The organism is Arthrobacter sp. MDT2-16, assembly GCF_054510925.1.
Map to the genome: position 1 here is coordinate 20,691 of NZ_JBTNDP010000011.1, position 18,970 is coordinate 39,660.

The 18,970-nt window shown below is 70.6% G+C and carries 16 protein-coding genes, 1 tRNA gene and 1 pseudogene; 2 read left to right on the forward strand and 16 right to left on the reverse strand.

The annotated features are described in order from the left end of the window. Positions 1–127 precede the first annotated feature (127 nt). On the forward strand, positions 128–841 hold the full coding sequence (locus tag ACX80N_RS16040; protein ID WP_459340172.1) for a hypothetical protein: 714 nt from the start codon (positions 128–130) through the stop codon (positions 839–841). A gap of 109 nt (positions 842–950) precedes the next feature. Here ACX80N_RS16040 and ACX80N_RS16045 read toward each other — a convergent pair whose 3' ends face one another. From ACX80N_RS16045 to ACX80N_RS16095, 11 genes are all read right to left on the reverse strand, one after another. Beyond that, a complete protein-coding gene (locus tag ACX80N_RS16045; RefSeq protein ID WP_105031351.1) occupies positions 951–2,351 on the reverse strand; it encodes an ABC transporter substrate-binding protein in 1,401 nt (466 codons plus the stop codon). A gap of 219 nt (positions 2,352–2,570) precedes the next feature. Further along, positions 2,571–2,646: transfer RNA gene (locus ACX80N_RS16050), tRNA-Leu, on the reverse strand. Between the two features lie 117 nt (positions 2,647–2,763). After that, entirely contained in the window at positions 2,764–4,203 is a 1,440-nt protein-coding gene (locus ACX80N_RS16055) for an NAD(P)/FAD-dependent oxidoreductase (protein ID WP_459340173.1), read from the reverse strand. A 35-nt stretch (positions 4,204–4,238) separates the two neighbouring features. Further along, positions 4,239–5,657, reverse strand: coding sequence for a S8 family serine peptidase (locus ACX80N_RS16060; RefSeq protein ID WP_459340174.1), 1,419 nt, complete (start codon positions 5,655–5,657; stop codon positions 4,239–4,241). Positions 5,658–5,661: 4 nt separating this feature from the next. Next, the gene (locus ACX80N_RS16065) at positions 5,662–6,609 is read right to left on the reverse strand and encodes a Ppx/GppA phosphatase family protein (protein WP_459340214.1); all 948 of its coding nucleotides are present in this window, start codon (positions 6,607–6,609) and stop codon (positions 5,662–5,664) included. Then, positions 6,606–7,301, reverse strand: coding sequence for a DUF501 domain-containing protein (locus tag ACX80N_RS16070; RefSeq protein ID WP_459340175.1), 696 nt, complete (start codon positions 7,299–7,301; stop codon positions 6,606–6,608). Before ACX80N_RS16070 ends, ACX80N_RS16065 begins: the two co-directional genes overlap by 4 nt. A gap of 92 nt (positions 7,302–7,393) precedes the next feature. Beyond that, the gene (locus tag ACX80N_RS16075) at positions 7,394–8,221 is read right to left on the reverse strand and encodes an FtsB family cell division protein (RefSeq protein ID WP_459340176.1); all 828 of its coding nucleotides are present in this window, start codon (positions 8,219–8,221) and stop codon (positions 7,394–7,396) included. Positions 8,222–8,318: 97 nt separating this feature from the next. Further along, positions 8,319–9,599, reverse strand: coding sequence for a phosphopyruvate hydratase (eno, locus tag ACX80N_RS16080; protein WP_105031346.1), 1,281 nt, complete (start codon positions 9,597–9,599; stop codon positions 8,319–8,321). Positions 9,600–9,739: 140 nt separating this feature from the next. After that, the gene (locus ACX80N_RS16085) at positions 9,740–10,456 is read right to left on the reverse strand and encodes a MazG nucleotide pyrophosphohydrolase domain-containing protein (protein WP_459340177.1); all 717 of its coding nucleotides are present in this window, start codon (positions 10,454–10,456) and stop codon (positions 9,740–9,742) included. An 8-nt stretch (positions 10,457–10,464) separates the two neighbouring features. Further along, positions 10,465–11,625, reverse strand: a complete 1,161-nt coding sequence (locus ACX80N_RS16090; protein ID WP_459340178.1) for an adenosine deaminase — start codon at positions 11,623–11,625, stop codon at positions 10,465–10,467. A 24-nt stretch (positions 11,626–11,649) separates the two neighbouring features. Continuing rightward, a complete protein-coding gene (locus tag ACX80N_RS16095; RefSeq protein ID WP_105031629.1) occupies positions 11,650–12,348 on the reverse strand; it encodes a DedA family protein in 699 nt (232 codons plus the stop codon). A gap of 682 nt (positions 12,349–13,030) precedes the next feature. Between ACX80N_RS16095 and ACX80N_RS16100 the strand changes: the two are divergent. Further along, positions 13,031–13,681 (forward strand): annotated as a pseudogene (locus ACX80N_RS16100) (glycoside hydrolase family 26 protein); the annotation flags it as partial. Positions 13,682–14,036: 355 nt separating this feature from the next. Here the strand turns inward: ACX80N_RS16100 and ACX80N_RS16105 are convergent. The 5 genes from ACX80N_RS16105 to ACX80N_RS16125 all read right to left on the reverse strand — a co-directional run bounded on the left by ACX80N_RS16105 (position 14,037) and on the right by ACX80N_RS16125 (position 18,963). Beyond that, entirely contained in the window at positions 14,037–14,510 is a 474-nt protein-coding gene (locus tag ACX80N_RS16105) for an ATP-binding protein (protein ID WP_459340179.1), read from the reverse strand. Beyond that, positions 14,503–14,835 carry an STAS domain-containing protein gene (locus ACX80N_RS16110; RefSeq protein ID WP_105031342.1) on the reverse strand — a complete coding sequence of 111 codons (333 nt, stop codon included), beginning with the start codon at positions 14,833–14,835 and terminating at the stop codon, positions 14,503–14,505. The genes ACX80N_RS16105 and ACX80N_RS16110 overlap by 8 nt, the downstream gene beginning before the upstream one ends. 143 nt (positions 14,836–14,978) lie before the next feature. After that, complete coding sequence (locus ACX80N_RS16115; protein WP_105031341.1) at positions 14,979–16,931, reverse strand: glycosyltransferase; 1,953 nt, start codon at positions 16,929–16,931, stop codon at positions 14,979–14,981. 266 nt (positions 16,932–17,197) lie between these two features. Continuing rightward, entirely contained in the window at positions 17,198–18,484 is a 1,287-nt protein-coding gene (locus ACX80N_RS16120) for a thymidine phosphorylase (RefSeq protein ID WP_459340180.1), read from the reverse strand. Between the two features lie 68 nt (positions 18,485–18,552). Continuing rightward, on the reverse strand, positions 18,553–18,963 hold the full coding sequence (locus ACX80N_RS16125) for a cytidine deaminase (protein WP_459340181.1): 411 nt from the start codon (positions 18,961–18,963) through the stop codon (positions 18,553–18,555). Positions 18,964–18,970 lie beyond the last annotated feature (7 nt).

The following is an 18,970-nucleotide window of genomic DNA, read 5'->3' on the forward strand; positions in this document are numbered from 1 at the left end:
CAGCCTATGCAGGCCTGAAGCGCAAGGGATGGGCGGGACCGGCAACGGTTCCGCCCATCCGCATGTCCGGGCCGATACGTTGGCAGGAGGGACGCCGGACGGCGCCCGTTCGAGGAAGGGCGGACTCATGGCAGGACTGGCCAGCAGCGCGATCGGCAAGGGCTTCGAGGTCCTGTTCCGCGGCATCAAGCACGTCCGGCGGCACCGCCCCATCCACTCGCGCGGGCTGAGGCTGGACGGGTCCGTGACCGTGCACGACCACGGGCTCTCCAGCGGCATCGCCTGGATCGACCAGCCGGGCGGGGGAACCGCCACGGCGCGCCTCTCGCGGTCCGCCGGGACCCCGGACGGGCTGCCGGACATCGTCGGGCTCGCGGTGCGCTTCCACCACCCGGAGGCCGGGCCTGCCCCGTCCACGTTCTCCGACATCCTGCTGTCCTCGACGGGCTGGTCGTTCCCGGGCCGCTTCCTGCTGGTGCCGAGACTCAGCATCTCCCGGGCCCCGCTGGGCACCATGATGCCCTACCGGGGCGATACCGGGCCCGTGGTGCTCGGAGCCCGGACGATCGCCCCGGCAGGCCTCCCCTCGTCCCTGCGCGGCTTCACGCGCTCACTGGGAGAGGCACCGTGGCAGCTCGGGCTCTACTTCGCCACGCCACGCGGCCGCTGGCAGCACTTCGGCACGCTCACGCTGCGGCTGAACCCCGAAGCGGAGGAGAAGGACCTGCGGTTCGACGCCGTCCTGCACCCCCTCGCGGGCGCCGGGACCTACGAGTGGGCCCGGAAGGTGAGAGAGCCCTCCTATGCCCTCTCGCGGCGGGAGCCCGGCGACTCCCCCTGATCGCCCTGACCGCCCTGAACGACAGAAGGCCCCGGCCGCACCTTCCGGGAGGAAGGGCGGCCGGGGCCTTCTGCTGTGCTGCTGCCGGCGCGGAGGCCGGCGGGAAGCCCTAGAGCTTGCCGACCTCGGAACGGCTGGGCTGGGGCTTGTTGTCGGCGTCGTACTTGTAGATACCGATGGCGGCCTCGGTGGGATCGCCCTTCTCGTCGAAGGTGACCGGCCCGGAGATGCCGTCGTAGTCGATGTCCTCACCGTTGCGCAGCAGGGTCACGCAGCCGGCGAAGTCGAAGCACTTGGTGCCGTCCTTGGACACGGACGCGAGCTGAGCGGCGATGGCGGTCCCCTCGACGCTCCCTGCGGCCTCGGAGGCGAGCGCGATGAGGTTCACGGCGTCGTAGCTCTCGCCGGAATACGCGAAGCTGTTCAGGGCGGGGTCGACCGTGGCGAGGGCCTCCTGGAAGCTGGAACCGGTGAAGGGGCCGGGGATGGTGCCCTGGGCGCCCTCGAGCGTCCCGGGCTCCAGGTCCTTGCTGTAGTCGGAGGTGTTGCCGTCGACCATGAAGATCGAGCTCGCCTCGACGCCCTTGGCGACGAGCAGCGGGACGATGCTCTTGGCCTCGTCGAAGCTGATCAGCACGAGTGCGTCCGGCTTCGCGGCGGCGATGGCGTCCACCTGGCTCGAGAACTGCGAGTCACCCGTGTTGAACATCTCGTTCGCGACGACCTGGCCGCCTGCACCCTCGACGGTCTCCTGGATGGTGCCCTGCAGTCCGGTGCCGTAGGCATCGTTCAGGGTGATCATGCCCACGGTTTGCGCGCCGCACTCCATGATGTAGTTGCCGAGCGTACGGCCCTGGAGGATGTCGGAGGGAGCGGTACGGAAGTACAGGCCCTTGTCGTCCCAGTCGGTGAACTCGGCCGCCGTGTTGGCGGGCGAGAACTGCACCACGCCGGCGCCGGTGATCTGGTTGATGACGGTCTTCGAGACACCCGAGGACGCGGCTCCGATGATCGCGCTGACGTCCTGCGAGAGCAGGTCCGTCACGGACTGCGTCGCGATGTCGGTGGTGGTATCACCGGAATCGCGGTGCGTGATCGAGACCTGCTGGCCGAGGACTCCCCCGGCCTCGTTGACCTGGTTGACAGCGAGGTTGACGCCGGCGATCTCGGGCGGGCCGAGGAACGCGAGGGTTCCGGTGGTCGGCAGGATGGAGCCGAGCTTCAGCGGCTCCGGGCTGGTGGTCTTGCTGGCGGGGACGGCGGCGGGGTCGCCCTTCTCGCCCTGCTCCTCGCCGGCACCTCCCTCGCTCTCGGGGCATGCCAGCGCCGACGCTGCGGCTGCCGAGGTCGCGGTGCCGCTCTCGGTCTCGGCGGTCTCGCTCTCGGTGCCCGAGGAGCCGCCACAGCCGGAGGCGAAGAGCGCGATGCCAAGGCCCAGTGCCGCGACCTTCGCCGCTCGCGGGGCACTCTCCCCGATGCCGGAACGCACCGGGTTTCGTGTTGCAATCATTAATTAGTCTCCTCGACCGAAAGGCTCTCACTGCCTTTGATGCTGTTGCCAGGTGTTCCTGGCTTGTAGGAAAAGCTAATCCAAATTTGTGTCTGAGATAAGGGAATCGGGTTACATCCTTGTAACGCTCGTCACATGCGCCGCATCGGACCCTTGACAGAGGGCGCCGAGGATCCCGCTGGCCATCGGCTACGGAGGGCTGGGGTGGACGTGGCGCCATGGTGCCCCAGCAGGGACTCGAACCCTGACTGAACAGATTTTAAGTCTGCTGCCTCTGCCATTGGGCTACTGGGGCCGGCCGGACGCTCCAGCCTACCGCGGCCCGCGGGATGGCGTGTCGGCGTGAACGCAGAACGACGGCGACCCGGGCATGCGGTCGCCGTCGTTCTCGTGTACTGGTGCTGCCGGACGCCTAGGCCGACGCCTTCGCCGATGCAGCCTGGCCGGCCGGCGTCGGCGGCTGGCTCTGCAGCGCGGTGTCCTTCCTGGGCGGCGGGGTCGCCGCTTCACGGAACTGGCGCTGCGGCTCCTGCAGGTCGGACAGCGGGGCGAGGTCCCGGCCGAACAGGAAGCTCATGCTCCAGTTGATGATCACGCGCGCCTTGCGCTCGTACATCGGCATGGCGAAGCCGTGGTAGCCGCGGTGGGCGAGCCAGGCCGGGAAGCCCTTCATGCCGAAGCCCATGATGTTCGCGACACCCTTGAACTGGCCGAAGCCGGCGACGGCCCCGAGGTTGGTGTGGCGGTATTCCTTGACCTCGCCGACACCGTAGTTCGCGGCGAGGATGTTGGCTGCGAGCAGCTTCGCCTGGCGTACGGCGTGCTGGGCGTTCGGGACGCAGAAGCCTCCCACTCCCCCGCCGGTCAGGTCGGGTACGGCCGCGACATCGCCCGCGGTCCATGCATGCTGGATGGGCCCGTCGTCGCCCGTGATGCGCAGTTCGGGGGTGGCGCGGACGCGGCCGCGCTCGTCCACGGGGAAGTCGGTGGAGCGGACCACGGGGTTGGCCTGGACGCCTGCGGTCCACAGGAGGGTGTCGGTCCCGAACTCGTCGGCAGGCGTCTTGTCCGGCATGTTGATGAGCTTGAGCATGCCGTCGACGGCACTGGCGAGCGAGGTGTTGAGCAGGACCTCGATCTCGCGGGAGCGCAGGTGCTCCACGACCCATTCGGCCTGCTCTGCGGTGACCTCGGGCATGATGCGCCCCATGGCCTCGACGAGGACGAAGCGGAGGTCCGAACGGCTGAGGCGGGCATTGGCCTTCACGGCGTCGCGTGCCGCATCCTCCATCTCGGTGATGGCCTCGATGCCGGCGAAGCCGCCGCCGACGACCACGAAGGTCAGGGCGCGGTCGCGCTCCGGGCCTGCGGGCATCACCGAGCCGGTCTCGATGCGCTCGAGCATCCTGTCACGCAGGGCCACGGCCTCCTCGATGGTCTTGAGGCCGATGCCCTGGTCCTTCAGACCGTCGATCGGGAAGGTACGCGTGATGGAGCCGGCGGCGACGACGACGTCGGTGTAGCCGAGCTCGAAGGGCTCTCCGCCGCCCGTGGGGGTGATGGCGGCGGTGCGGCTTGCGTGGTTGATCGAGGTGACCTTGCCCGAGATCAGCTCGGTCTTGCGGAGGTGCTTGCGGTGGGAGACGATCGCGTGACGCGGCTCGATGCTGCCGGCAGCCACCTCGGGGAGGAAGGGCTGGTAGGTCATGTAGGGCAGGGGGTCCACCAGCGTGACGATGCCGCCGTGGGCCTTGACCTGCTTCTGCAGCCTGTGCGCGACGTACAGGCCTACGTAACCGCCGCCGACGACGAGGATGCGCGGGCGGTCGGAGAAGTGTGGGTTCGATGCCATGCCACCGATGCTACCGGAGTTTGTGAAAATCTTCACTAGCTCCGGGAGGGCCCCGGAACCTCCGGGGCGTCGGGCACGTTCGCGGCATCCCCGGCGTATTCGGACCGTCCCCTGTCGTCCTCCCGGGAGGCCGCGGACCGCCCCACCCGCAGGACATGCACGGTCCCGCCCAGCAGCACCGCGAGTAGGAGGCCGCCGAAGCCGAGCACCACGTAGGCGGGCACGTCGCGTCCGGCGGCGCGGGGGTCCTCCGCCTGCGGCGCGGGGGGCGCCGGGATCACCTCGGGCGCGGGGGCCGGAGGCGCGGCCGGCGTCGGGGCGGGTGTCGCGCCGCCCCTCCGGTAGAGCTGGATCCACTCGGCCATGCTGCCGAGCCGGTTCTCCTGCGGCACGGCGATGTCCGCCCCGACGGCGGCGGCGACGTCGAGGATGCCGTAACCGTAGAGGGTGTCGAAACCGGGCGCGCCGGCGTCCCTGGCCGTGGCCACGATCCGGTTGACCACCTGTGCCGCCGAGAGCTCGGGGTGCCGGGCACGGATGAGGGCCGCGACGCCGGACACGAGGGGTGCGGCACCGGACGTCCCGGACCAGTCGGCGTACAGGCCGCCGGGCAGCCCTCCGACGAGGTTCTCGGACGGCGCCGCGACGGCGATGCTGATGCCCTCGCTGGACGCCTCTGCGCTCGCGACACCGGACCGGTCGAGCCCGGCGACGGCCAGCACCCCGGGGATGGTCGCGGGTGCCCCGACCTGCGCAAGGCCGCCCGCACGGTTGCCCGCGGCCGCGACGATGACGACGTCGTTCTGCTCCGCGTACAGGAAGGCGTCGTCCCAGCTCTCGGGCCAGGACGTGCTGGTGCTGCCGAGGGACATGTTGATGACGTCGGCGCCGTTGTCCACCGCCCAGCGGACGGCGTCCGGTACCTGCTGATCGACCGACACACCGGCCGGGTTGGGGCCGCTGGTGGGGCCCTCGATCCAGACGGAGACGGCGAGCAGGTCCGCCTTCGGTGCGACACCGACGATGCCGTCGGGGCCTTCGCCGTACGTGTCGGCCGTCGGTGCGCCCGACGGTCCGGGAGTGGGCCGTGCGGATCCCTGACCGGCGGTGTGGCCACGCCCGGCGAGCAGTGTGCCGACGAGGGTGCCGTGGGCGGGGACCTCCCCGATGCCGCGCCGGCCCCCGGGGTCGCCCGCGCCGGAGGCGTCGGTGCCACCGACCACGGCGCCGGCGAGGTCGGGATGGGTCGCGTCGATGCCGCTGTCGATCACGGCCACGGTGACGCCCTCACCCTGCGTGCTCCTCCAGGCCTCGGTGATGCCGTAGTCCTCGAGCCAGTACTCCCTGTCGCGGACCTCGTCCGCGGCGGCGGGAACGGCCGTGGGCAGCAGGACGGCGAGGGCGACGGCGATCCCCGCGCCGGTCCGGACGGCCAGGGGCGCTCCGGTGCGCATCAGGTCACCGGACCCGGTCCGCGACGCTCAGCGCGATCCCGTCCAGGATGTCGTGCTCGCTGGAGACCGCGCTCATGACGCGCCCGCCGGTGACGCCGGCGACATGCTCGACGACGCACTTCCAGATGAGGGCGCCCGCGCCGATCACGTCGACGCGGCCGGGGTGCATGTAGGGCAGCGCCGCGCGCGCCTCGCGGGGCAGGTGCAGGAGCTCCGACGCCGCTGCCGAGATCGCCGTGACGGGCAGCTCGGCGCCGTGGATACGCTCGGGCTGGTAGGTCGGCAGGTCGAGGGCATGAGCCGTCACGGTGGTGACGCTGCCGGCGACGCCGACGATCTTCGTGACGCGCTCGAGGGGCACCTCGGCCGCCGCCTCGGCGATGAGGCGCCGCACCTCGGCCTCCATAGCCTCGATCTGCCCGTCGGTGGGCGGGTCGTCCTGCAGGAAGCGCTCGGTGTAGCGCACGCAGCCCATGTCGGTGCTGCGGGCCGCAATGAGCCCTGCGGCGGTACCGGCGACGAACTCCGTGCTTCCGCCGCCGACGTCGATCACGAGGACCGTCTCGTGTCCGGCCGTCGCCAGGACGCTGACGGCTCCGTCGAAGGACAGGCGCGCCTCCTCGTCACCGGAGATCACCTCGGGCTCCACCCCGAGGCGGGAGCGGATGCCGTCCACGAAGTCCTGGCGGTTCTCGGCGTCGCGCGAGGCCGAGGTCGCCACGAAGCGCAGGGGCGGGTTGCCGTGCTCCGCGATGAGTCCCGCGTACTCCTCCGCGGCGGCGAAGGTGCGGGTGAGGGCGGCCTCGGACAGTCGCCCGGTGGCGTCCACGCCTTCGCCCAGGCGCACCACGCGCATGAGCCGGACGACGTCGGTCAGGACGCCGTCCTCGCTGTCGGCGATCAGCAGGCGGATGGAGTTGGTGCCGCAATCGATGGCAGCTGTACGCATCAGGTCTCCTCGGTGGGTCCGGCGGGTGCGGCGTGTCCGGCAGCGCCACGGCGTGCCGCGCGCTTCGACTCGAGCTCCTCGGGGCCGAGCCCCTGAGTCCTGGTGTGGCGGCTGAGGTCGGCATGAGGTGCTTGGCCCGTGGTGTCCCAGGCGCCCTCGCAGGAGCAGCGCTCCGGCGTCCACCATTCCGCGATGCGACCGATGGCCTCGTCGCCCAGCGGGTTGACGCCGGGGCCGGCGGCCAGGGCATGGCCCACGAGCACGTGCAGGCACTTGACGCGGGTCGGCATGCCGCCGGCGGACACACCGTCGATCTCGGGGACGGGTCCCGTGCCCGCGCGTTCCCCGACCGCTGCGCGTGCCGTGAGGTACGCCTCGTGCGCGGCCCGGTAGCGGGCGCCGAGGTCCGGATCGGCGGCCAGCCGCGCGCTCATCTCGGTCATCACGCCCTCGGCCTCCAGGCGCGACACCGCCGCCGTGACGACGGGGTGGGTGAGGTAGTAGGTCGTGGGGAACGGGATGCCGTTCGACAGGCGCGGGGCGGTGGTCGCGACGAGCGGGTTCCCGCAGGCACACCGGGCACCGATCTCCACGACGTCCCGTACGGGTCGGCCGAGCTGCCGGCTGAGGACGTCGAGGTCGCGCTCACTCGGGGTCCTGGAATACCGGTCGTCGTGCTGGTCCTGCTGGGTCACGCTGTTCCTTCCTGGTACGCCACCTGCGGCGTACTGTCCGCGGCGGTCACCCGCGCCGTCGTCCGACGTGCGGGAACTACCGCGCTGTCCACTCAGTCCGTCGCCGCCCGCTCGATCGAGCTCCAGAGGGAGTCGACCCAGGGCAGGTCGGACGGTTCCACGGGCGATCCCTCGCCCGTGCCCTGCTCGATGCCGTCGCCGCCCTTGACGAGGTACCGCGTCTCCCCCGGCATCACCAGGAAGATGCGCTCGCGCGCCTGCTGCTTGACGAATGCGGGGTCGTTCCAGCGCGCGAGCTCGGACTGATGGTCCGCCTGCTCCTGCTGCTGACGGGCGATGTCCGCCCGCAGTGCGTCGAGTTCGCCCTGCTGGTGGAGGTAGCGGCTCACCGACGGCGCCAGGAGGACGATCCCCGCGACGAGGACGACGGCGAGGGCCAGCAGCCGTCCCGAGAAGGACTTCGCCGGGATGGGCGTCGCCTCCTCGGCCGGCTGGATCGGGGAGTGCACGCGCTTGGACCCGAGCCGCCCGCGCCGGATGCTGCCCGCCAGCTGCGACCGTTCGGCGGCGCGCGCCTCCGACGGCGACGACGGCACCGATTCGCCCGCACCGGCGCGTGACCCGGAGGCGATGGAGGGGCTGGCGACCCGCGGGTCCTTCGTGGCGGAGGGACCCACGACCCGCGGACCGGACGGCTTCCGTGGGGACGATCCGGCGGCGCGGGGCGGGACCTGCCCCGGGTGGGACGGGGCAGGCACGTGGCCGATCCCGTGGGAGCCGGACCCGGACGCCGCGGACTGGCCGGGGATCCGGGAGCCGTGCGCAGGGGGCGTGCCCTTGGCCGTCCCGGGAGCCGGCCGTTCCTCCGCCGCAGGCGTCGGACGGCCGGCTCGCGGCACGTTGGGGCGGCGGGCGGTCATGGTGCTCCTCGTCGGTACTGTCGCGTATGGTCGCGTCGGGTCCCTCGCGGGGCCCGTCTAACGAGGGTAGCCGCCCTCCGGATCAACTGCCGACGTACTACGCCGTGAAACGCGGGAAGGCGCTGCGGCCGGCGTAGCGTGCGGCGTCGTCGAGCTCCTCCTCGATGCGCAGCAGCTGGTTGTACTTCGCGACGCGCTCGCTGCGGGCCGGCGCACCGGTCTTGATCTGCCCCGCGTTGGTCGCGACGCAGATGTCGGCGATGGTGGTGTCCTCGGTCTCGCCGGAGCGGTGCGAGGTGATCGTCGTGTACCCCGCGCGCTGCGCCATCGAGATGGCGTCGAGCGTCTCGGTCAGCGTGCCGATCTGGTTCACCTTCACGAGCAGCGAGTTGGCCGTCCCGGTGGAGATGCCCTTTCCGAGACGCGTCGGGTTGGTCACGAACAGGTCGTCGCCGACCAGCTGGACCTTGTCGCCGATGGCCTCCGTGAGGTGCTTCCAGCCCTCCCAGTCGTCCTCGTCGAGGGGATCCTCGACGGAGACCAGCGGGTAGTCGCGGACGAGCTCCTCGAAGTAGGCGCTCATCTCCTGCGTGGTGAGGGACTTGCCCTCGAACTGGTAGGTGCCGTCCTTGTAGAACTCGGACGCGGCGACGTCGAGTGCGAAGGCGATGTCGGTGCCCGGGGTGTAGCCGGCACGCTCGACGGCGGTGGTGATGAGGTCCAGCGCGTCGCGGTTGGACGGCAGGTTCGGGGCGAAACCGCCCTCGTCGCCGAGGCCCGTGGCGAGGCCCTTCTCCTTCAGCACCGACTTGAGCTCGTGGTAGACCTCGACGCCCCAGCGGAGGCCCTCGGAGTAGGACTGCGCGCCGAGCGGCACGATCATGAACTCCTGGATGTCGACGTCGGAGTCGGCGTGCGAGCCGCCGTTGAGGATGTTCATGAGGGGCACGGGCAGTACGTGCGCGTTCGGGCCACCCAGGTAGCGGTAGAGCGGCAGGGCCGCGGACTCGGCAGCCGCGCGGGCGATGGCGAGCGAGACGCCGAGCATCGCGTTGGCGCCCAGGTTGGACTTGTTCTCGGTGCCGTCCAGATCGATCATCGCCTGGTCGATGGCGCGCTGGTCAGCGGCGTCGAACCCGAGGAGTGCCGGCTGGATCTGCTCGATCACGGCCTCCACGGCCTGCAGGACGCCCTTGCCGAGGTAGCGGTCCTTCTCGCCGTCGCGGCGCTCGTTGGCCTCGAACGCGCCGGTGGAGGCGCCGGAGGGGACGGCGGCGCGGCCGAAGGTGTCGTCGTCGAGCAGTACCTCGACCTCGACGGTCGGGTTACCGCGGGAATCGAGGATCTCTCGCGCGTGGATGGCATCGATGATGGCCATGGAACTGCTCCTCTTCGTTGGAGTGTAGGGATTCACATCGTGTTGGGACGTCTTTGTCGGAGCAACGGAGGTGGTGCTCCCAGCCTAGTTCACGCGCGTACCGGCGTGGGCTGGATCACCGGCGATGACGCCCCACGGGCTCACGGGCCGCCGGCAGCCTCCCGCTGGTAGTCGAGCACGGCACGGCGGAGGGCCCGTTCCGGGTCGACACCCGCGGCCAGTGCCCGCCGGGTCAGTGCCAGCAGGTCCTTGCCGAGCTCCTCCTCCATGGCCCCGTGGGTGGGTCCGTCGGTTGCTCCGTCCTCGGCCCCGACGGGCTCTCCCGCCCGCCGGAGGGTCTTGGCCGCGAGGGCCAGCGCGGGCAGGTGGTGCGGGATGCCCTCGAAGGGCGACGTGCGCGCGGGCCGCTCCCGCTGCTTGACGGCCTGCCAGGTCGCCACGATCTCGTCCACCGTCGCCGGGAAGAACCCGCGCAGGCCGCCGTCGGGCGTGAAGACGTGGGGGTTGCGGCGGACCAGCTTGGCCGTCAACCCGGCGGCCACGTCGGCGAGGCCGAAGGACCCCGCCTCGGCCTGCAGCTGGGCATGGAGGACCACCTGGAACAGCACGTCGCCGAGCTCGCCGCGCAGGTCCTCGAGGAGCGCCCGCGGCGGGTCTCCCTCAGCGCGGGCGACGTCGTCGACGGCCTCGTACAGCTCGTACGTCTCCTCCACGAGGTACTCGAGCAGGGAGACGTGGTCCAGTGCCGCCGTCCACGGACAGTGCCGGCGCAGGAGGTCCACCACCTCGACGAGCCGCTCGACCGCCGCACCCGGGGCGGCACCCCGCGAGGGCACCCCGGGGGATGCGTCGGGCACGGGGTCGGTCAGGCCGACGCCTGGCGGGCGGCCGCGTCGAAGCTCTCCGCGACGTGGCGCGCCAGGGCGTCCCGGTCCTCGAGCGGCAGGAACGCGGCGTCGACAGCGTTGAGGGTGAGGTCCAGCAGGTCGCCGAGGTCGTACCCGAACGTGTCGACGAGGAGCTCGAACTCGCCCGTGAGCGTCACCCCGCTCATGAGCCGGTTGTCGGTGTTGACGGTGACCTTGAAGCCCAGCTGGTACAGCAGGTCGAAGGGGTGGGCGTCGATGGTCTCCCCGAAGGCCGCGACGGCCCCGGTCTGCAGGTTCGAGGAGGGGCACAGCTCGAGCGGGATGCCGCGGTCCCGGACCCAGGAGGCGATGCGCCCGAGGTTCGCGATCCCGACCTCCTCGTCGTCGTCCGGCCTGTCACCCGGCTCGTCCGACTCCTCGATCTCGATGTCCTCGGCGATCCGGACGCCGTGGCCGAGGCGCAGGGCCCGGCCGGCGACGAGGGCGTCCTGGATGCTGTCCAGGCCCGCCGCCTCGCCCGCGTGGATGGTGACGGGGAACTGCTCCGAGGCGAGGTACGTGAAGGCGCCGGCGAAGCGCGAGGGCAGGAAGCCGTTCTCGGCACCGGCGATGTCGAAGCCGACGGCGCCCCTGTCGCGGTGGCGGACGGCGAGCTCGGCGATCTCCTGGCCGCGGTCGGCGTGGCGCATCGCCGTGATGAGCTGGCCCACCTGGATGACGCGGCCGGCGGCGATGGCTGCTGCGGCGCCGGCCTCGAGGCCCTCCTGCACGGCCTCGACGGCCTCGTCGAGCGTGAGGCCCTGCTGCGTGTGCTGCTCGGGCGCCCAGCGCACCTCCGCGTACACGACGCCGTCGAGCGCGAGGTCCTCGACGAACTCACGGGCCACGCGGACGAGGCCCTCGCGCGTCTGCATGACGGCGATGGTGTGGTCGAAGGTCTCGAGGTAGCGCTCGAGCGATCCCGAGTCGGCCGATTCCCTGAACCAGGCCCCGAGCGACTCGGCGTCGGAGGCCGGAAGGTCGTGGCCGATCGCGGCGGCGAGCTCGAGGACGGTGGCCGGTCGCAGGCCACCGTCGAGGTGGTCGTGGAGCGAGATCTTCGGCAGGGTCTGGATGTCGATGGCGGCGGGGGCGGCATCGTTCGGGGAGGAGGTCACGCTGTTCAGCCTACGCGATGCACCTCACGGCAGGCCCGTCCCGCGGGCGGGCTCGGGCTCGTCCTGCAGCATCCCCGCGGGCTCCTCCTGCAGCGCCTCGAGGGGCTCCTCGAGGGTGGCCTGGAGGGGCGTGGAGCCACGCACGAAGGCGATCACGCGGTCGACGACGAACCCTATGACGACCGCGATCGCGATGGCCACCGCGACGCCGAGGAGGTGGTTGTGCTGGAACCAGGTGCCCGCGAGCGCCCCGATCCCGACCGAGTACCCGGCCCAGACCACCCCGGACAGCGCCGTGAGGGCGACGAAGCGCCGGTGCGAGTATCCCGTGGCGCCTGCTGTGAGGTTGACGGCCACGCGGCCGATCGGGATGAACCGCGCCACGAGGATCAGGGACGCCGCCCGCTTCGCGAGCTCCCTGCCCGCCCAGGCGAAGGAGCGCTGCGACCGGGGCCGCCGCATCCAGCGGAAGCGCGTGGTGCCGATCCCCCTGCCGAGGAGGTAGGCGATGTTGTCACCCAGGAACGCTCCGAGCGCTGCGACGAGGATGAGCAGCCACGGGTTGGGCACCCCCTGCGTGATGACGAGGGAGGCGAGGCCGACGACGACGGATTCGCTGGGGAACGGGGGGAAGAAGCCGTCCACGGTGCAGCACACGAAGACCAGGACGTACACCCAGGGCTGTTCGGCGGCCGCGAGCACGAAGTCGCTGATGCCGTTCAGTGCACTGATGATCGCGTCCATGCCGGCTCCTCCGCCGCTCCGCCCGCGCGACGGCCCACCGGTCATGGACGGGTGGCTCCCAGCACGGGATACGACGCCGGTGCCGCTGTTCCGGTCGAACCGCGATGCGCTGCCGTGCGTCTACCTCCGACGCTACCGGCGCCACCCATGCTAGGTCGTCGGCCTTCCGGCCGACAAGGATTCCGGCCCGTCTCACCCTCAGGGATGAGACGGACCATGGCCTTCCCCAGGGAGGACCCTGAGGACATCGTCAGGGCGATCCCGGCCGGCCCTGACGGACCACCGACGTTCGATCCTGCGTACAGCATCACCGCCCATCCTGTGCCGGGCGGTGGATCAGGAGGGGAGCCGACCGCACAATGGAGAGGGACGGACCCATCGCGCCCGTCGTACAGTCGGCCCGGCCGGGGGTGGAATGAAGAACCTACGACCTATGGCATGCCTCCTGGTGCTGCTGACCCTGATCGCTGCCACCCCGGTCCCGGCCGCGGCGGCGTCCGGCGCGTCGATCAGCATCCGTCCCTCCGCCGATCCGGCCGGCACGTCGGTCACGGTCACCGGAACCGGATTCCCGAAGAGGAGGATCGGGACCGTCACCGGCGGCACCCATCCCGTGCTCTTCCGGACGGACGCGTCGGGTCGCTTCGACATCAGGCTGTCCATGGCCGACACGACCGGACCGGCGGTGGTCGTCCGAGCCCTCTCGGGGGACGTGGGTGCCTCGGCGACGTTCAGGGTCCGCCGCCCCTCGCGGCCGCCCGGCACCACCTCCCTGCGCTTCGGAGTCGGGACACCCGGAGGTCCCCTGGCCTCCGCCGAACTCGACGAGGTCACAGCCCTGGCCGGGGAAGCACCCACGATCGTCCTCGCCTACAAGGACTTCCATCAGGCCCCGCCGATCACCGAACTCGATGCGGCGCGCGCCCGGGGAGCCGACACCCTGCTGACCTGGGAGCCCTGGGCATGGGGAGGCGGTAGGGATCAGCCCGCCTACGCGCTCGACCGGGTCACAGCGGGTGATTTCGATCCCTATCTGCGCCGGTGGGGCCACTCCCTCGCGGACTGGGGCCACCCGGTCCTGCTGCGATTCGGGCACGAGATGAACGGCGACTGGTATCCGTGGTCCGCTGGGGTCAACGGCAACACCCCCGATGACTACGTCGCGGCCTGGCGGCACGTCCACGAGACGCTCGCCTCGACAGGCGCGTCGAACGTCACCTGGGTGTGGAACCCGAATGTGCCCTATCGCGGATCCACGCCGCTGAGGGAGCTCTACCCGGGTGACTCCTACGTCGACGCCGTCGCCCTCGACGGCTACAACTGGGGCACCTCCGTGCCGTGGGGCACGTGGAAGAAGCCGTCCAGGGTCTTCGGCCAAGGGCTGTCCGAACTCCGGGCTCTCGCACCGGGCAAGGAGATCCTGATCGCCGAGACGTCCTCCGCCGAACACGGTGGCTCCAAGGCCGAATGGACCACGGAGCTGGTCGGCTACTTGGCGGCGCAGGACGACGTCACCGCGGTGGTCTGGTTCCACCTGGACAAGGAGACGGACTGGAGGATCGACAGCAGCAGCACATCAGCGGCCGCGCTGGCCGAAGCTCTCGCCACACGCCGGAAGGGGCGGGCGAGCCCGTCGGAGTCCGCCGGCGGGTGCACGGGGGTCTCTGCTACGGCGGTGGCCGCACCCCCGAGTCCGCCCGGCTGTCCGGTAGGGGACGATCCTGGGAGTAGCCACGCGACAGGACCCATGTGTTCGTGCCGTCCTGCCGTTCGAAGATCACCGTGGTCACCAGCGCCTGGATGAGTGCCAGTCCCCTGCCCGACTCGGCATCGTCCTCGGGCATGACCGGGACCATCCCGCCGTACGGCGGCTTGGCGTGCAGTGCACTGACGCGGGCCTCGAGCACGGTGTGCCGGACCGTGATGACGACGCCGAGCTTCACCGGCTCCTCCCCGACGGGCTCGGCGTGCTGGACGACGTTCGATGCTGATTCGATCACCGCCGTCGTGAAGGTCATGCGGTCGATGTCCTGGGTGAGGGGAACCTCCGACCACAGACCGTCCAACATGTCGTGGACGGACTCGATGGCCTCCTCCCCGGCGGGTCCGAGGAAGTTGCGCGCAGCCAGCGCATCATTCATCGCCGAAGGCCTCCTCCACGGTGGCGTAGGACGTGAGCACCCTGTCCATGCTGGTCAGCTGCAGCACCATCTTGACCTGCGGGTGGACGGCTGCGATACGGAGGTCGCCGCCGGCCTGCCGGGTGGCCTTCAGACAGCCGATGAGCGCGCCGAGCCCGGAGGAGTCCATGAACGAGGTCTCCGCGAGGTTCACGACGATACGGTTGGAGCCCTTGAGGAGCACATCACCCACGAACTCGCGCAGCCTCGGCGCGGACACCATGTTCAGGCGACCACCGACCTTGACCTCCGTGTAGGAATCCCTGAGCTCGTAACTGAAATCCATCGGCATACACCTATCAAACGTCGGGTCCTGCTGATCGACGGCGTGCGCGGAGAGCAGGAGAGGCGGGTCACTCGTGAGTCCTCACCCCAAACTAACCCACGTCGCCGAAGATCACGCGGCGCGCCGTCGTCGGGGCGCGCCGCTCAGCGGTTCACCGCCTGCGACCCCTCCTCCTCGGGAACGTACCCGTCATACCGCACCGCTTTGAAGAGGACACTCAGCACGACGAGGTCGTAGACCACCCAGGCGACGTTGACGAGCGTGCCCAGTGGCTCGTTGAGTCCGACCGCCAGCCGGGCCAGCCCGACCACTGCCGCGACGGCGAGCAGGGCCATGGCGACGAGTTGCGGGCGGATCAGGTGCCAGTCGCGGCTGTTGCCCTCCTTGACCTTCGGCGTCACGGCGAATCCCAGGGGCCGGCCGAACCACACGTTGCGGGCGGCCGTGGTGCAGGCCTTGATCCAGGTGGGGAACAGCGCGAGGCTGTACTGCTGCCCCCGCCATGTCTTCGCTCCCCGTCCGGCGACCGCGAAGAGGATCTGGTTGACCACCATGAACGGGATGAAGCGGATGAAGAAGTCCGTGCTGAGGCTGGTCACGGGCAGGATGCCGAGGATCAGGTAGATGATGGGTGCAGCGATGTAGACGACCGCGGCGAAGCCCGACAGGTAGCTCCACATGGTGGCGAAGTACATCAACCGCTGGGTCCACTTCATCCCCCGCTTGGCGAGGGGGTTCTCCCGGAGCAGCACCTGGATGGTGCCCTGGGCCCAGCGCAGCCGCTGGGTCAGCATGGTCTTCAGGTCCTCGGGGGCGAGGCCGATGGCGAGGATCTCGTGATGGTAGACGCTCTTCCATCCCATGGCATGCAGCCGCATGGACGTGGCCATGTCCTCGGTGACGGAGATCGTGGCCAGAGGCATGACCGGCTGCGCCTCCTCACCGCGCTCGATGGAGATCGCCTCCAGCACGGCCTGCACCGACTCCAGCGCACCGAGCGGGGACCACTGCCGGGAGGACAGTCCTGCCACCGCGATCTCGACCTCTTCGGGGCTGAGCGAGCCGGAGCCGGGTCCGAGACCCATGGCCTCGATCTCCGCCAGATCGGCCTGCAGCGCATGGACATCGGCGGCGACGAGCTTCTGGACGGCGGCATCGACCGTGCGGCGCAGGGTGTAGGTGATCTCGCTGTAGGACCGCCCCTCCTTGAGCCCGGCTGCCGCCCCGGCCGTTGCCCGTTCCACCTCGTCGAGCAGCTGGGCGACCATGGGGTCACGGGCCTGCTCCGACCTGCGGGCGCGACGGATCGCGGAGCGGGAACCCTTCAGGGCGGTGCGGATGTTCTTCTCGACCTCGTCCACGTACCCGACCAGGCCGAGCTGCATGAGCGCCTCCCTGCGCAGCAGTGCATTGGAGCCGCAGAAGAACGCCGCGTTCCAGCCGTCCTTGCCCTGCTGCAGCGGGCCGTAGAACAGGGGCGCCTGGCTCCCCAGAGGGTCGTCCTCGGGGACGTTGACGAACCACTGCGGCGTCTGGACCAGGGCCACCTTCCGGTTGTTGAAGTAACCCAGCGTCCGGTCGAGGATCTCGGGCTTGGGGATCTGGTCCGCGTCGAGGATCATCATGAACTCGCCGTCGGTGGCCATGAGGGCGTTGTTGAGGTTGCCCGCCTTGGCATGTCGGGGACGGTCCGCCCAGTCGGCGCTGCGGGTCAGGTAGCCGATGCCGTGCTGCTCCGCGGCCTCCCGCAACTCGGTCCGGCTGCCGTCGTCGAGGATCCACGTCCGGTGCGGATACCGGATGCGCTGCGCCGCGAGGGCCGTCTCGAGGACCATCTCGATGGGTTCGTTGTACGTGGTGATGAACACGTCCACGCCCAGGCCGGGGGCTGCCGGCGGAGGCGTGCGCTCCCTGGTCCGCCACACCGTCAGCCCGAAGAGGCACACGTCGACGAGGCTGTAGGTCTCCGCCAGCACCAGCGGCACCGCGATCCACCAGGCCGACCAGTTCAGCGACTCCAGCCAGCGCCACGCCACGTAGTTCACCCCGAAGATCACGGTGAGCAGGACGAGCAGGCGGAGCAGGAATTGATGCACGTCATTCCTCCAGGTGTGCGTCCGGTGGGGACTCGGCGGCAGCTGTTCGTGCCACATGAGGCGCATGGTGCATCTGTGGTACGAGGATCACCCTAGTTCAGCTCGGCGCTCACCCGCACGGGTCAGGCTGCGTCGACACGAGTTCCGCGTAGCTCGACGTCCGAGCGAGGTACTCCCGGACCTCCCGGAGCGGGGGCCGGCGGTCGACGACAGGTGACACCCGGATGTTCTTCCGGGCCCCGCTCCGGACCGCCAGGAGCCACGTCCTAGGCGATGCGGTCGAGGATGAGCTGCTGCGCGGGCCGGGAGCCCTCCGGGGCGATCACGACGGCATCGGCGAGTGCCTCCCGCGCGCGGTCGAACTTCTCCGGCGTGTCCGTGAGGAGCGTCATCAGCGGCTCGCCCGCACGCACGGTCGCGCCGGGTTTCGCGTGCAGGCGCACGCCGGCCCCCGCCTGCACCTGGTCCTCCTTGCGGGCACGGCCGGCACCGAGACGCCAGGCGGCCACGCCGACGGAGAGGGCGTCCAGGCCCACGAGGACGCCGTCGGCCGGGGCGAGGACGATCTCGGACTCCTTCGCGACCGGGAGCGTGGCCCGCGGGTCGCCGCCCTGCGCCTCGATCATCCGGTTCCAGACGTCCATGGCGCGACCGTCCTTCAGTGCCGCGGCGGGGTCCGCGTCGTGCACGCCCGCGCAGGCGAGCATCTCCTCGGCGAGGCGTACGGTGAGCTCGACGACGTCGGCCGGGCCGCCGCCGGCGAGGACCTCCACCGACTCCTCGACCTCGATGGCGTTGCCGGCGGTGAGGCCGAGCGGGGTGCTCATGTCGGTGAGCAGGGCCACGGTGTTGACGCCGGCGTCGAGGCCGAGCGCCACCATCGTCTCGGCGAGCTCACGCGCCTGGGCCACGTCCTTCATGAATGCGCCACTGCCCACCTTCACGTCCAGGACCAGCGAGCCGGTCCCCTCGGCGATCTTCTTGCTCATGATCGAGGATGCGATGAGCGGGATCGCCTCCACCGTGCCGGTGACGTCGCGCAGGGCGTAGAGCTTCTTGTCCGCCGGGGCGAGCCCTGTCCCGGCGGCGCAGATGACCGCGCCCACCTCGGCGAGCTGGCGCAGCATGTCCTCGTTGCTGAGGTGCGCCTGCCAGCCGGGGATGGACTCGAGCTTGTCCAGCGTGCCGCCGGTGTGGCCGAGTCCGCGGCCCGAGAGCTGGGGAACGGCGACACCGAAGACGGCGACGAGCGGGGCCAGGGGCAGGGTGATCTTGTCGCCCACGCCGCCCGTCGAGTGCTTGTCGCTCGTCGGGCGGCCCAGGGAGGAGAAGTCCATGCGCTCCCCCGACGCGATCATGGCGGCCGTCCACCGGGAGATCTCGGCACGGTCCATGCCGTTGAGCAGGATCGCCATGTTGAGGGCCGCCATCTGCTCGTCGGCGATGGCACCGCGCGTGTAGGCGTCGATGGTCCAGTCGATCTGCTCGGGCGTGAGGGTGCCGCGGTCGCGCTTGGTGCGGATGATGTCGACGGCGTCGAAGGCTTCGGTCATGGGGGATCCTCGGGTTGTTCGGATGGTGGAAGGGGGCCCGGACGGCCGCGCCCCCGCAACTCAGGTACTCAGGTCAGGTGTTGCGGCCCGAAGGCGTCGGGGAGGACCTCGTCCATGGTGCGGATGCCGCTGACGGTCATCAGCACCATGTCGGGTGCCCGGAACTCGTACAGCAGCTGGCGGCAGCGCCCGCACGGCATGAGCGTGTTGCCCTCGCCGTCCACGCAGCTGAAGGCGCGGATGCGTCCGCCGCCGCTCATGGCGAGCGCGCTGACGAGGGCGCACTCGGCGCACAGCGTCAGCCCGTAGGAGGCGTTCTCCACGTTGCAGCCGGAGATGATCCGGCCGTCGTCGAGCAGTGCCGCCACACCGACGGGGAACTTCGAGTACGGGACGTACGCGCGCTTCATGGCCTCCGTCGCCGTGGCGGCGAGGGTGTCCCAGGGGATCGCCGTCTCGGCGGTCTGCGGATGTGTCATGGCTGCT

Bases quoted from the DNA above. Each gene is read 5' to 3' on its own strand.
- ACX80N_RS16045 (WP_105031351.1), bottom strand. From the start codon at position 2,351: ATGATTGCAACACGAAACCCGGTGCGTTCCGGCATCGGGGAGAGTGCC.
- ACX80N_RS16125 (WP_459340181.1), bottom strand. From the start codon at position 18,963: ATGACACATCCGCAGACCGCCGAGACGGCGATCCCCTGGGACACCCTC.
- ACX80N_RS16110 (WP_105031342.1), bottom strand. From the start codon at position 14,835: ATGGATTTCAGTTACGAGCTCAGGGATTCCTACACGGAGGTCAAGGTC.
- ACX80N_RS16075 (WP_459340176.1), bottom strand. From the start codon at position 8,221: ATGACCGCCCGCCGCCCCAACGTGCCGCGAGCCGGCCGTCCGACGCCT.
- eno (WP_105031346.1), bottom strand. From the start codon at position 9,599: ATGGCCATCATCGATGCCATCCACGCGCGAGAGATCCTCGATTCCCGC.
- ACX80N_RS16120 (WP_459340180.1), bottom strand. From the start codon at position 18,484: ATGACCGAAGCCTTCGACGCCGTCGACATCATCCGCACCAAGCGCGAC.
- ACX80N_RS16055 (WP_459340173.1), bottom strand. From the start codon at position 4,203: ATGGCATCGAACCCACACTTCTCCGACCGCCCGCGCATCCTCGTCGTC.
- ACX80N_RS16060 (WP_459340174.1), bottom strand. From the start codon at position 5,657: ATGCGCACCGGAGCGCCCCTGGCCGTCCGGACCGGCGCGGGGATCGCC.
- ACX80N_RS16105 (WP_459340179.1), bottom strand. From the start codon at position 14,510: ATGAATGATGCGCTGGCTGCGCGCAACTTCCTCGGACCCGCCGGGGAG.
- ACX80N_RS16040 (WP_459340172.1), top strand. From the start codon at position 128: ATGGCAGGACTGGCCAGCAGCGCGATCGGCAAGGGCTTCGAGGTCCTG.